Source organism: Streptomyces sp. NBC_00654 (assembly GCF_026341775.1).
Classification (GTDB): domain Bacteria; phylum Actinomycetota; class Actinomycetes; order Streptomycetales; family Streptomycetaceae; genus Streptomyces.
In genome coordinates, this window is sequence record NZ_JAPEOB010000001.1 from 253,828 (window position 1) to 265,681 (window position 11,854).

Below are 11,854 nucleotides of genomic sequence, written 5' to 3' on the forward strand. Positions count from 1 at the left end.
AATCTTCCGGATGTCGCCAGGCGCTCGCACCACACGGTGAGAGAGTCTGGAAACACCACTCATGCGCGAGTGGCGGAACGGCAGACGCGCTGGCTTCAGGTGCCAGTGTCCTTAGGGACGTGGGGGTTCAAATCCCCCCTCGCGCACAAGAGAGCCCTCGCTTCGGAGAGATCCGGAGCGGGGGCTTCTTCGTTGTACGGACGTGATCTCGCCGGCTGCGAGACCCGGCTGATGAAACCCGGCTGATGGGAGTCGGGGTGACGAGAGCCGGGGTGACGAAAGTCGGGGTGGCGCCCTGTCGGAAGAGGGGCGGCCGGTTCCTTCGGTGGGATGTGCCCACATCCGGCCGGATCTTACGGTCCGGATGACCGGAAAACGTGGGAACGGCGTGCGGAGAACGACACCCCTTATGTACATCGACACAGCACACAGCGGGATCGTCCATGGCGGCACGGTGCTCGGAGGAGGGCTGCCGAGCGGTACGGCCCTTCCGGTGGCGGCCGGACCGCCGGAGAAGGCGGGGCCCGACTACGGAGTCGGGGTGTTCCGCGAGATCACCCAGTGGGCGGCCGGGACTCCGGAGTGGATGCAGAAGCTGGGGGAACTCGTCACCGAGGGCGGGATACTCGTCTTCGTCGCCCTCTTCGTCCTCCAGTGGTGGCGGGCCCGCAGGGGCGACGACCGGACGATGGCCCTGGCTCTGCTCGGCCCCGTCGCGGTGGCGGCGGTCTATGCGCTGAGCGAGATCATCAAGGTCTGGCTGCACGAGGAGCGCCCCTGCCGGGACATTCCCGGTGTCACGGTGATCGCGCAGTGCCCGGAGCCGGGTGACTGGTCCTTCCCGAGCAACCACTCCGTCATCGCGGCCGCGTCGGCGCTGGCCCTCCTCTTCTCCTGGCGCCTCATCGGGCTGCTGGCGCTGCCGCTGGCGGCCCTGATCGCGCTGTCCCGGGTGTACGTCGGTGTCCACTACCTGCACGATGTGGCGGCGGGTTTCCTGCTCGGGGCGGTGCTCGCGCCGCTGATGATGGCGGCCCTGGCGGGGCCCGGTACCCGGGCGGTCGGCAGGTTCCGCAGGTCCCGCGGACGTCATGGCGCGGGGATGACCGCGTGAGGCGCGCGTGAGGTGACGTGAGGTGACGTGAACGTGGTGTGCGACGTGATGAGCGTGTGACATGGACGAAGGCCGCCCGCGGGCGGCCTTCGTGGGTTCCACGGCTTCTGGGGCTTCGTGTGCTTTCTGGTCCCGCCGTTTCTCCTGGTCCCGCCGTTTCTCCTGGTCCCGAGGTCTCTCCGGGTCCCGCGGGTCCCTCGTGGTCCCGCTGCTCTCGTGGGTCCTGCGGCTCTCGTGGGTCCCGCTGCTCTCGTGGTGCTGTGGTCGCGTGGGTCCTCAGTCCTCGTGACCGGTCAGCCCGCACTCGTACGCGACGATGGCGGCCTCGACCCGGTTGCGTACACCGAGACCGGTGAAGACGGCGCTCACGTAGCTCTTCACCGTGCCCTCCACGACGTGGATCCGCTGCGCGATCTCGGCGTTGGACAACCCGCTGCCGAGGAGGGCGAGCACCTGTCGCTCCCGCTCGGTGAGCGAGGCGACCTGCCGGAGCAGTGAAGCCCTGCGGGCGTCGCGGTGCCGGGCCGAGCCACGGTTCAGCTCCGCGACGACATGCTGGGCCACCTTCGCGGAGAGGCAGGAGGCACCGGCCGCGGCGGTGTGCACACCGGCCAGCAGTTCCCGCGGGTCACCGGACTTGAGCATGAATCCGCCGGCCCCGCCGGCGAGGGCACGGTTCACGTACTCGCTCTCGGAGAACGTGGTCAGTACGAGCACCGAGGTGCTGGGCGAGACACGTTTGATCTCCTCGGTCGCGGTGAGACCGTCCATGACCGGCATGCGGATGTCCATCAGGACGACGTCCGGCCGGTGCTCCAGGGTCAGCGCGACGGCCTCCCGCCCGTCCGCGGCCTCGGCCACGACCTCGATCGTGGGGTCGCCGGCGAGGATGGCCCGGAGCCCTGCCCGGATCATCGTCTCGTCGTCGGCCAGGATGAGCTTGACGGTGGGGATGGCTGGCTCCTCTTCAGCGGGGCGCGGGCGCCCCGGGGGACAGGGAATTCCGGTACCAGTCTCCGTGTCCGCTCAGCCGCGCCGTGACCGGGATCCCGTCCCGCGGCTCGTCACGGGCGTACGGGGAGGTCGTGGCGGGCGGGTGCGGCGTCCTCCAGGTACAGGACGGCCAGGGCGGCGACCTCGTTGTCCTGGCGCATGGTCACCTCTACGGGTATCCGGCCGTCGCGCTGGTCCGCCAGTATCTCGGCGCTGACGGTGCAGGGGCGGTCGAGTTCGACGTACCGGCGGAACTCGGCGTTCATGGACGGTACGAGGGCGTGTTCGAGGCCCGAGGCGAGTTGAGCGGCCTGGCGCATGGCTTCGATGATGCCCCGGCCGGGCAGGTGATCGCTCTGGCTGTCGAAGATGACGGGGTGGTTCCGGTCGGCGCGCAGCTGCCAGGAGGCGGTGCGGGGGGTGCCGGTGGACACGGTGGGGCCGGTGGGGCCGGCGGGGCTGGCGGGGCTGGCGGGTTCGGCGATTCCGGCGGGAACTGCAGGAACGGTTTCGCTGGGGGACAGCATGACGTCCCGCTCGTTCTCCTTGCCCACGCGGAAGGGCGGGATGGGGGTGCGCGGTACGTCGGCCGGATCCACGACCCCGGGGCGCAGGCGGCGATAGGCGGCCGCGGAGAGGCAGTTGGCGGAGGCCTCGCCCTGACCGATCCGCAGGGGACCCGCGAACAGGTCCATCTCTATGCGGATCGTGGCCAGCCGGCGGCCGCGCAAGGTGACTTCGGGGTTACGTATGACGGCTTCCGTGGGAGCCGGCGTGCCGGCGGTCCCGTGGAGGCCGGGCAGGGACTCGTACCGGAGGTTCCAGAGCAGGAACTGGTCGTCCATGGGCGCCTCGTAGACCATGTGCGCCAGGACGGTACCCGCCTGACGGACCGTTTCCGCGATGAGCATGGGGTTCGCGCGGCCCAGGACCGAGCTGAACAACGCATGTGTCGTTGGCCATTGGACGGCGAACTGATACGTGTCAGCATCGGACTGTCCGAAGTGTGTCAGCAGGACATCCGACTCGTCGGACCGGTGCACGAGGTGCGGTGGTACGAGGCTCATGATGGGTGGCTCGCCGGTGGAGGGTGTGCGGCTGCGCATGTTCTGGTCCGGCCGAGCGGCGAGTGCGGTCACGCGAATTGCCCCTTTCACGTCGCGGGAGTCGGTTGACTTCCACAGTCCTGCAAATCCAAACCATGGGGTCGGTTTATTTATGCAATGAGTCTGCTGGCGAGTGGCAGTTGATGCTATGGGAGAAAGTGCTCAATTTGCGGGCCGACTGCTGCGCAAACCCCCGTGGTTCACGGGGAGAAGGGGGTTTTCCGTAGGGCAGGTGGGGTAGGGAGGCAGCGCATCGGCGACCCGTCGGCGTAGTGCGCACCGCGTACTCGACGCCTATGGTCCAGTACATAAACAGACCGTTGGTCGGTTAGAGTGAAGTGCTTGCATACGCTGACTACTGATGCTGGATTGACGGTTGCTCGGTTGCTCGGCGCCAACGGCCGAGCGCACAGAACGTCCCGGAGGCAAGAGATGGCGAAGCAGGCTCGCGCGGTGCAGACAAGGCGGTCGATCGTGGAAGCCGCGGCGAGCGTCTTCGACGACTACGGCTACGAGCGTGCGGCCATCTCGGAGATCCTCCGCCGCGCCAAGGTGACCAAAGGGGCCCTGTACTTCCACTTCGCGTCCAAGGAAGCCATCGCCCAGGCGATCATGGACGAGCAGACGGCCACGGTGGACCTGGTGGAGGACGGATCTCCGCTCCAGTCACTGGTTGACGGTGGTCAGCAGTTCGCGTTCGCCCTGCGCCACGACTCGATGGCGCGTGCCGGTACGCGCCTCTCCATCGAGGGTGTGTTTCTCGGTGGCCCGCACCCGTGGAGCGACTGGATCGCGGCGACGGCCCGGATGCTGCAACTGGGCAAGGAGCGCGGCGAGGTGCTTCCCCAGATCGACCCGCTGGTATCGGCGGAGGTCATCGTCGCGTCGTTCACCGGTATTCAGCTGATCTCGGAGGCCAACTCCGGACGGGCCGATCTGCGCGAGCGCGTGGCCCAGATGTGGCGCCACATACTGCCGTCCATCGCCAACCCCGGTGTCATCGTGCACATCAAGCCGGAGGGCCGGGTGGACCTGGCCGCTCAGGCGCGGGAGCGGGAGAGGCAGGAGGCCGAGGAGAGTGAGGGGGGAGGCGACCCCCTGAGCGGCCCTGTGGGTGCTGATTTCGGAGCGATTGTGGGTGCGGCGGGCTGAGTCCGTCCGCAGGCGGCTGCCCGCCCGGGGAGGCGGCGTTTCGTTTCACGTGAAACGCCCGGATCGTGACTGTGGGGCTGCGGGGCTCGGTTGAGCCCCGCAGCCCCTTTTTCGTCGGGTGTGCTGTCAGGCGGCCATGCGCCCGGCGAGGGCCTTCGCCTTCTCGGCGGCGTCGCTGAGTGCCTGGGCGCGGGACTTCTCGGCGAGCGGTATCAGGTCGGCCATCTCGGGCTTGGAGTGCGCCAGGGTCAGTTCCGGAACGATGAAGTCGACCTCGGCGGAGAACATGCCCGTCAGTACCTTCTCCAGGTAGTTCTGGACGAACTCGAATCCCTCGCGCGGGGTGCCGGGCGCGTACGAGCCGCCGCGGCTCGCGACGACGGTGACCGGGGTGCCCGCGATGGGGGAGTTCGCTCCGGCGTTGTGGCCGACGACGATCACCTGGTCCAGCCAGGCCTTCAACGTGGACGGGATCGAGAAGTTGTACATCGGGGCGCCGATCAGGACCGCGTCCGCCGCGGCCAGCTCCTCGGTCAGCTCCCTGCGCAGCGGGTCCCCGGCACCGGCGGTCACGGCTGCGGCGTCCAGATGGGGCAGCGGTTCGGCGGCGAGATCCCGGTAGACGACCGTGCCGTCCGGGTGCTGTTCGCGCCAGGCCTGTACGAACGCCGAGGTGACGTCCCGGGACGCGGAGCCCTGGGGGAAGACGGCGGAGTCGAGGTGCAGAAGCGTGGCCATGGAGATCTCCACAGATATGAGGGGGGGCGAGAGGGGCGGGCCGGCGTGGAGGCGGACCTGCCGGTACGGAACTAAATTTCCGTGTGTACCTATGAATACCATAGCCCCTTACTTTTCGTAAGCACCTCACGTGGGCGCAGTACTGTAGAGGCATGGCGGATCACAGCGAGCAGGCCTGTCGGCGGGTCGATGTGGGCATCACTCGCGTCTTCGAGCTGTTCGGCAAGCGCTGGACCGGCCCGATCGTCTCGGTGCTGATGCGGCAGTCCGTGCACTTCGCGGATCTGCGGCGCGCGATTCCCGGTATCAGTGAGCGCATGCTCTCGGACCGGCTGTCCGAGCTGGGGGCCGCCGGTCTGGTGGTGCGCGAGGTCGATGAAGGGCCGCCGCTGCGCGTCTCGTACCGCCTCACCGACGCGGGAGCCGCGATGGAGCCGGCCCTCAAGGAGCTCGGACGGTGGGCGGACGTCTATCTGCCGGGCGAGGATTCCGGCTGCTGAGGACCTGGTTGCCGCTGTCGTGGCGTCGGCCGCCGCTGCCGAGTCCGCCACTGCTGTGCAACCGGCTGCTGCCGTGGAACCGGCTACTGCTGCGTTGAATCCCCGGTCGAGTTGTAGCGCAGCAGGTACTCCGCGAACCGGCTGAGGTCTTCCGCCGGCCACTCGGCCAGCCGCTCCTGATAGGCGGCCCGGCGGCTCGCCTGGGTGGAGGCGAGGGCCTGTGTGCCCGCTTCGGTGGGGTGCAGTACCTGGATGCGGTGGTCGGTCGGGTCTGGGTGGCGCTCGACCAGGCCGAGCTTCTCCAGGGTTGCGATCTGCCTGCTGACGGTTGATTTGTCGAGCATGTAGTGCGCGGCCAGATCCGTGGCGCGGCAGCCGTGCCGGTCGTCGATGTGCGCCAGCAAGGTGTACGAGACCAGGGGCAGCTCGGGGTGGAGCCGCGCTGCCGCCGCGCGTGCTCGGCGCGCGAAGGCGGTCAGCTCGCGCTGGATGACGTCCAGCGACTTCTCGCGCTCTCCCGGGGTGCCTGGCACGGATTCACCTTCCTCGAATTTCAGTTGTATAGTACAACGGATCTGAAAGTTGTAAAAGCCAACCATGGGAGATCGTCGGATGTCCGCAGGCCCGAGTACCGCTTCCGGCGCCGCCGCCGGTGCGCTGCGTCATGTGCTCAGTCACCTCGTCACCCCGTTGCTGATGTGCGTCGGCATGGGGCTGGCCTATCTGGGCGCGTTCCATGCCCCGGAGCCGCACGATCTGCGCGTGGACGTGGTCGGCTCGGGGCCGAGCGCCCAGATGCTCGCGCAGACCTTGCAGAACGAGGGCGACGGCGCGCTGGACGTGCGGACCGTCGCCGACCGGGGCACCGCGGTGGACCACCTGAGGAGCCAGGCGAGTTACGGCGCGTACCTGCCGGGGAAGAGCCCCGAACTGGTGGTGGCCACCGCTTCGTCGGACACCAGCGCGACGGTGGTGCAGAAGGTCTTCACCGAGGTGGCGGCCGGGCAGGGAGCCCCGCTGAAGGTGACGAACGTGGCGCCGACGGCGGACGGCGATCCGACCGGGCAGGGGATCTTCTTCCTGCTGGTCGCCATCAGCATCGGGTCGTACGCGTCGGTCGCCGTGATCGGCGGCGCGGGCGGTGCGCTGGCGCTCCGGATCAGGGCGGCGCTGGTGGCGGGTGCCTCACTCGTGGTGAGCCTCATCGGTGCCGTGTTCGCCGGGCCGCTCTTCGGTCTCGTGGACCAAGGACTCGGTGGCCTCTGGGCGATGGCATGGCTCTATTCGGCGGGAATCCTGCTGATCGGTGTCGGGCTGCACACGTTCCTCAAGCGGTGGACGACGCTCGGGGTGATGGTGCTGTTCGTCATGCTCAACTTCACCAGCTCGGGAGGCATCTTCCGGCCCGAGCTGCAGCCAGGTTTCTTCGGCTCCCTCCACGCCTTCTGGAACGGCGCGGGCTTCGTCGAGGGCGTACGAAGCCATGTCTACTTCGACGGTCACGCGCTCGGCGGGCATGTCCTGGTGCTCGTGCTGTGGTTCGTCGCGGGGCTGGCCGTGATGGGAGCCGCCGGTCTGGCCGAGGCCCGGAAGCGGGCAGCGGTTCGGCCGGAGGCCGGGGTGGCTGCCGGTGCCGGGGGCACCGGGAGGGCCGGGGATGCGGGGAGAGCCGGGGGTGCGGTCGCGGCGGATCGTCTGGCGGATCGGCACGAGGAGCAGGACGAGGACGAGGAACTGGAGGAGGAGCTGGAGGAGGCGGTCGGCGTCTGACCTGCGAAGTACGTTGTCCACAGGGTTCGTCGTGGGTTATCCACAGGGGCGGGCGGCCGTATGGGAACGGCGGTACGGTCGTGATCGATCGATGTTGGGCACGGCAGTCGGACAAGGGCGGGGGAGGCGGCGCTCCATGGGCGAAGTCGATGTGACGATGCCGGAAGAGCGGGCGGCGACGGCGGTGCCGCGCATTCCGGAGGTACCCGGGTTCGCCCGGCGCGCGGCACCGAAGTCGCCGAAGGCGGCCGGTAAGGCGTTGCGGGAACGGGTGCCGCGCTCCTCGCACGACGCGCTGGTCCTCCCCTCCGGGCGGCCGGACGCGGTGCGGGCGGTCGAGGAGTCGAACCGGGGCCGGGTGCCGGACCTGACGCCGATCCGAGTGGGTCGGATGGCCGCCACGCCGTTCGCGTTTCTGCGGGGCTCGGCCGGGCTCATGGCCCACGACCTGACGGGCACTCCGGTCACCGGGGTGGGCGCTCAGCTCTGCGGCGACGCGCACGCCGCCAACTTCGGACTCTACGGCGATGCGCGGGGCAGCCTGGTCATCGATCTCAACGACTTCGACGAGACCGTCTTCGGCCCCTGGGAGTGGGACCTCAAGCGGCTCGCCACCTCGCTGGTGCTGGCGGGACGTGCGGCCGGGGCCGACGAGGACACCTGCCGGCGGGGTGCGTACGACACCGTCGGTGCCTACCGGCGGACGATGCGGCTGCTGGCCGGGCTTCCCGCGCTGGACGCCTGGAACGCCATCGCGGACGAGGAGCTCGTCTCGCACACGGACGCGCGGGACCTGCTCGGGACGCTGGAGCGGGTCTCGGCGAAGGCCCGCAACAACACGAGTGCCCGGTTCGCCGCCAGGTCCACGGAGGACACCGGGGACGGCGGGCGCCGGTTCGTCGACGCCGCGCCCGTGCTGCGCCGGGTGCCGGACGCGGAGGCCGCTGCGGTCGCGGCGGGCCTCGGTGGCTATCTGCGTACGGTCTCCGAGGACCGGGTGCCGCTGCTCGCGCGGTACGCGATCCACGACGTGGCGTTCCGGGTGGTCGGCACCGGAAGCGTGGGGACCCGGTCGTATGTGGTGCTGCTGCTCGACCACCGCGGTGAGCCGCTGGTTCTCCAGGTGAAGGAGGCGCGCCCGTCCGCGCTGGCGCCGTTTCTTCCGGCGGTCGGATTCGATGTTCCGGAGGCGGCGCACGAAGGGCGTCGGGTGGTGCTCGGGCAGAAGCGGATGCAGGTCGTCAGCGACATACTGCTCGGCTGGGCGGAGGTCGACGGCAGACCGTTCCAGGTACGGCAGTTCAGGAACCGCAAGGGAAGTGTCGACCCGGCGGCGCTGGCGGCCGATCAGGTCGACGACTACGGGCGGATGACGGGTGCCCTGCTGGCGCGGGCGCACGCGCACAGCGCGGATCCCCGGCTGCTCGCGGGCTACTGCGGCAAGAGTGCCGAGCTGGACGAGGCGGTGGCCGGCTTCGCGGTCACCTACGCCGACCGTACGGAAGCGGACCATGCCGAGCTGGTGCGGGCGGTCAAGGCGGGGCGGATAGCCGCCGAGCTGGGTATATGACGTGCACCGCGGTGACCGCGCGTCCCCGGGGCGCCGGTCGTGGCCATACGCTGGACGGGTGACCCACGAAGCCGCCGGGGTGCCGACCACCCGGAACGACGAAGACCGGACCGACGAAGACCGGCAGGACATCGGCGAAGGCCGGCAGGACAACGACCGGCAGGCCGAGCCGCAGTCCGCGCAGGACCCTGGACAGGATTCGGCAGAGGCCCCTGGACAGGGTTCGGTGCCCGATGGCGAGCAGGCGCCGCCGAGGCCCGAAGCGCGGCTCGCCAAGGCCGTCCAGGTGGCCGAGCACGCGTTGATCGAGTTCGAGATCGCGGTGGAGACCTTCCGGGTCGAGGTGGAGAACTTCTCCCGGCTGCACCACCAGAAGCTCGGCCCGATGTACGCCCGCCTCGACGAGCTGGACGCGCTGATCGCGGAGGCTCGGGCCGCCCGTACCGGTGACCCCGAGGATGTGCGCAAGGCCCAGGAGGCGCGGGCGGTCGTCATGCCGATGCCGGGGGTCGACGAACTGTTCCACGACTGGATGGACTCCGACGGGCTGTCTCCCGAAGCGGCGTCCATGCTCACCGAGCAGCCGGTCCGGCCGCCGAAGCGCGTCCGGCCGAGCGAGGAGGCGCGCAAGCTCTACCGCGAGCTGGCCCGCAAGGCCCACCCGGATCTGGCCCAGGACGAGCGGGAGCGGGAGCGCCGGGACGAATTCATCACCCGGGTCAACGCCGCCTACGGGCGCGGGGACGAGGCCCTGCTGCGGGAACTGGTCGAGGAGTGGGCGGCGGGCCCGGTCCCGCCGGAGGCCCCGCTCAGCGAGAGCGAGGAGCTCTACGCCCGGCTGGAATGGCTCAGCCGCCGAAAGGAGCTGCTCACGGTGCTCGCGCGGGAGCTGGAGGAGAGCGCGATCGGCTCGATGCTGCGGATGGCCCCGGACGACCCGGACAGGCTGCTGGAGGACATCGGTGAACAGCTCCTGGGCGAGGTGTCCCGGCGTGAGGCCGAGCTCTCGGAGATGGTGCAGTAGCGTTTCGGATGACTGTGCCGCGTACGTGACGAGAGAAGGCCTGACCCATGAATTTCGCCCAGCTGCCCTCGGTGGACGTCGCGGCGGTGCCGTCGGACGGCCTCGTCCTGGATGTCCGGGAGAACGACGAATGGGCGGCCGGACATGTCGAGGGCGCGCTGCACATTCCGATGAGTGACTTCGTCGGCCGCTTCGGTGAGCTGACCGAAGCGGCCGAGGACGGCCGGCGCGTGCATGTGATGTGCCGGGTCGGCGGCCGGTCCGCGCAGGTCACCCAGTATCTGGTTCAGCAGGGCATCGACGCGGTGAACATCGACGGCGGGATGCTCGCCTGGGACGGCGCCGGGCGCCCGATGGTCACGGACAACGGGAACCCCGCGTTCGTCCTCTGAACCCCGAGCACCGGGCTTGGCACCTGGGCTCGGCGTTCCGGACCCTGTGCGTCAGCCGAGGGGATGGGCGGCCAGCAGGTCGCCCAAGGCCTCCTCATGGGCCGCCGCCGGTCCCAGGGACAGCTCGATCTGCTTCGCCCAGGCGTGGTAGCGGTGCAGGGGATAGTCCGTGTCCGCGCCGAAGCCGCCGTGCAGATGCTGCGCGGTCTGCACGATGCGGCGGACGCCGTCCGAGGCCCAGATCTTCGCCACGGCGATGTCGCCCGCGGGGGGCAGTGCGCCTCCGGCTTCGGTGGAGATGCGCCAGGCGGCCTGCCAGAGGGTCACTTCCATGGCCCGCAGATCGATGTACCTGTCGGCGGCCTGTACGGCCACGGCCTGGAACGTGGCCACCGGGAAGCCGAACTGTTCGCGCTTTCCCGTGTACGCACTGGTCATCGAGAGCACCCGTTCGCCCAGCCCCAGGGCCAGCGCGCAGGTACCGGTGGTCAGCAGCGACCGCAGCCAGTCCCAGGCATCCGGAGCGTCGATCAGCTCGCGGTCGTCGATACGCACGGACCGGAGCGTGACCTCCGCGAGGCGCTCGCCGCTCGTGGAAACCTGCTCGGCGAGCGTCACGCCGTCCTGGGTGCGGCGCACCAGAGCCAGGACCGACCGGCCCTCTCCCGTGTGGGCGGGTATCGCGATCCAGTCCGCGATCTGGGCCCAGGGCACCGCTGACTGCACCCCGTCGAGCACCCACCCCGACGTGTTCGCCGCCTCGGCTCCCGTCGCGGCCTGGGCCCCGGTCCTGGATCCGGCCTCAGTCCCGGCCCTGGATCCGGCTTGGGCCCCGGCTCCGGCTTCGGTGGTTCCTTCGTCGACGGGGTGCGCCGTTGTCCGGCGGGCGGTGACGGCGAGCTCGGCCGGGTCGTGTCCGGTGCGCCCGTTGGCCCCGACGGTCAGGACGAGCTCGCCCCGGCCGAAGCCGGGCAGCAGCTCGGCCGCCAGCGTGCGGTCGCCGTGGCGCTGAAGGGCCATCGCGACCGCGCAGCCCTCCAGCAGCGGAACCCTGGCCAGGACCTTCGCCGACTCGCGCAGCACCAGGCACAGGGCGACCGGGTCGAGGCCCGCTCCGCCGTATTCCGGCGACAGCGTGAGGCTCAGCAGATCCGTACCGGCGAGCCCGGCCCACAGCGCCCTGTCGATGTCCTCCGCGACCGCACCAGGGGTCAGTGCGGGACTGGGCACGGCGTCGGGTGCGACGCCGGAGAAGACCGCCCGCGCCGCCTCTACGGCCGCCTGCTGTTCCTCGGTGAAGGTGAAGTCCACTGTCCCGGCCTCCCGCGAACCGTAGCGTCCCTGAACCGCGCTGTCCGCAGCCGGACCTGACGGATCGTCAAGATAGAACAGGTTCTATAAGAAGGGAACACCGCGAGCGCCAGAGGCCCCGGTGCTGGAGATCCCGGCGAGGGGAGAGCCCCCGGAGTACCCGGAACTGGATACCCCGGTGCGG

General features: G+C 69.9%; 12 protein-coding genes and 1 tRNA gene. 8 read left to right on the forward strand and 5 right to left on the reverse strand.

The annotated features are described in order from the left end of the window. The first annotated feature begins 63 nt into the window (after nucleotides 1-63). Nucleotides 64-146, forward strand: a tRNA-Leu gene (locus tag OHA98_RS01165). 263 nt (nucleotides 147-409) lie between these two features. Next, a complete protein-coding gene (locus OHA98_RS01170) occupies nucleotides 410-1,114 on the forward strand; it encodes a phosphatase PAP2 family protein (RefSeq protein ID WP_266922214.1) in 705 nt (234 codons plus the stop codon). A gap of 276 nt (nucleotides 1,115-1,390) precedes the next feature. Here the strand turns inward: OHA98_RS01170 and OHA98_RS01175 are convergent, their stop codons facing one another. After that, nucleotides 1,391-2,068: a response regulator transcription factor gene (locus tag OHA98_RS01175; protein WP_266927636.1), complete on the reverse strand. Its 678-nt coding sequence runs from the start codon at nucleotides 2,066-2,068 to the stop codon at nucleotides 1,391-1,393. 110 nt (nucleotides 2,069-2,178) lie between these two features. After that, nucleotides 2,179-3,246, reverse strand: a complete 1,068-nt coding sequence (locus OHA98_RS01180; RefSeq protein ID WP_266922215.1) for a ScbA/BarX family gamma-butyrolactone biosynthesis protein — start codon at nucleotides 3,244-3,246, stop codon at nucleotides 2,179-2,181. A 399-nt stretch (nucleotides 3,247-3,645) separates the two neighbouring features. Between OHA98_RS01180 and OHA98_RS01185 the strand changes: the two genes are divergently transcribed. Further along, on the forward strand, nucleotides 3,646-4,365 hold the full coding sequence (locus OHA98_RS01185) for a ScbR family autoregulator-binding transcription factor (protein ID WP_266922216.1): 720 nt from the start codon (nucleotides 3,646-3,648) through the stop codon (nucleotides 4,363-4,365). 126 nt (nucleotides 4,366-4,491) lie between these two features. On the opposite strand, the gene OHA98_RS01190 is transcribed toward OHA98_RS01185, so the two are convergent. After that, nucleotides 4,492-5,103, reverse strand: a complete 612-nt coding sequence (locus tag OHA98_RS01190; RefSeq protein WP_266922217.1) for an FMN-dependent NADH-azoreductase — start codon at nucleotides 5,101-5,103, stop codon at nucleotides 4,492-4,494. Between the two features lie 152 nt (nucleotides 5,104-5,255). Here OHA98_RS01190 and OHA98_RS01195 point away from each other — a divergent pair, with 152 nt between their 5' ends. After that, complete coding sequence (locus tag OHA98_RS01195; protein ID WP_266922218.1) at nucleotides 5,256-5,603, forward strand: helix-turn-helix domain-containing protein; 348 nt, start codon at nucleotides 5,256-5,258, stop codon at nucleotides 5,601-5,603. Between the two features lie 83 nt (nucleotides 5,604-5,686). On the opposite strand, the gene OHA98_RS01200 is transcribed toward OHA98_RS01195, so the two are convergent. Next, nucleotides 5,687-6,136 carry a MarR family winged helix-turn-helix transcriptional regulator gene (locus OHA98_RS01200; RefSeq protein WP_266922219.1) on the reverse strand — a complete coding sequence of 150 codons (450 nt, stop codon included), beginning with the start codon at nucleotides 6,134-6,136 and terminating at the stop codon, nucleotides 5,687-5,689. 79 nt (nucleotides 6,137-6,215) lie between these two features. Here OHA98_RS01200 and OHA98_RS01205 point away from each other — a divergent pair, with 79 nt between their 5' ends. From OHA98_RS01205 to OHA98_RS01220, 4 genes are all read left to right on the forward strand, one after another. Further along, complete coding sequence (locus OHA98_RS01205) at nucleotides 6,216-7,373, forward strand: hypothetical protein (protein WP_266922220.1); 1,158 nt, start codon at nucleotides 6,216-6,218, stop codon at nucleotides 7,371-7,373. Between the two features lie 136 nt (nucleotides 7,374-7,509). Beyond that, nucleotides 7,510-8,943 carry a DUF2252 domain-containing protein gene (locus OHA98_RS01210; protein ID WP_266922221.1) on the forward strand — a complete coding sequence of 478 codons (1,434 nt, stop codon included), beginning with the start codon at nucleotides 7,510-7,512 and terminating at the stop codon, nucleotides 8,941-8,943. Nucleotides 8,944-9,001: 58 nt separating this feature from the next. Beyond that, nucleotides 9,002-9,967, forward strand: a complete 966-nt coding sequence (locus OHA98_RS01215) for a hypothetical protein (protein WP_266922222.1) — start codon at nucleotides 9,002-9,004, stop codon at nucleotides 9,965-9,967. A gap of 47 nt (nucleotides 9,968-10,014) precedes the next feature. Continuing rightward, on the forward strand, nucleotides 10,015-10,359 hold the full coding sequence (locus OHA98_RS01220) for a rhodanese-like domain-containing protein (protein ID WP_266922223.1): 345 nt from the start codon (nucleotides 10,015-10,017) through the stop codon (nucleotides 10,357-10,359). A gap of 51 nt (nucleotides 10,360-10,410) precedes the next feature. Here OHA98_RS01220 and OHA98_RS01225 read toward each other — a convergent pair whose 3' ends face one another. Beyond that, on the reverse strand, nucleotides 10,411-11,670 hold the full coding sequence (locus OHA98_RS01225) for an acyl-CoA dehydrogenase family protein (RefSeq protein WP_266922224.1): 1,260 nt from the start codon (nucleotides 11,668-11,670) through the stop codon (nucleotides 10,411-10,413). Between the last annotated feature and the right edge of the window lie 184 nt (nucleotides 11,671-11,854).

What these genes read in the sequence shown, in the direction of transcription:
- OHA98_RS01170 (WP_266922214.1), top strand. Translation starts at nt 410, where the DNA reads ATGTACATCGACACAGCACACAGCGGGATCGTCCATGGCGGCACGGTG.
- OHA98_RS01185 (WP_266922216.1), top strand. Translation starts at nt 3,646, where the DNA reads ATGGCGAAGCAGGCTCGCGCGGTGCAGACAAGGCGGTCGATCGTGGAA.
- OHA98_RS01190 (WP_266922217.1), bottom strand. Translation starts at nt 5,103, where the DNA reads ATGGCCACGCTTCTGCACCTCGACTCCGCCGTCTTCCCCCAGGGCTCC.
- OHA98_RS01195 (WP_266922218.1), top strand. Translation starts at nt 5,256, where the DNA reads ATGGCGGATCACAGCGAGCAGGCCTGTCGGCGGGTCGATGTGGGCATC.
- OHA98_RS01205 (WP_266922220.1), top strand. Translation starts at nt 6,216, where the DNA reads ATGTCCGCAGGCCCGAGTACCGCTTCCGGCGCCGCCGCCGGTGCGCTG.
- OHA98_RS01210 (WP_266922221.1), top strand. Translation starts at nt 7,510, where the DNA reads ATGGGCGAAGTCGATGTGACGATGCCGGAAGAGCGGGCGGCGACGGCG.
- OHA98_RS01220 (WP_266922223.1), top strand. Translation starts at nt 10,015, where the DNA reads ATGAATTTCGCCCAGCTGCCCTCGGTGGACGTCGCGGCGGTGCCGTCG.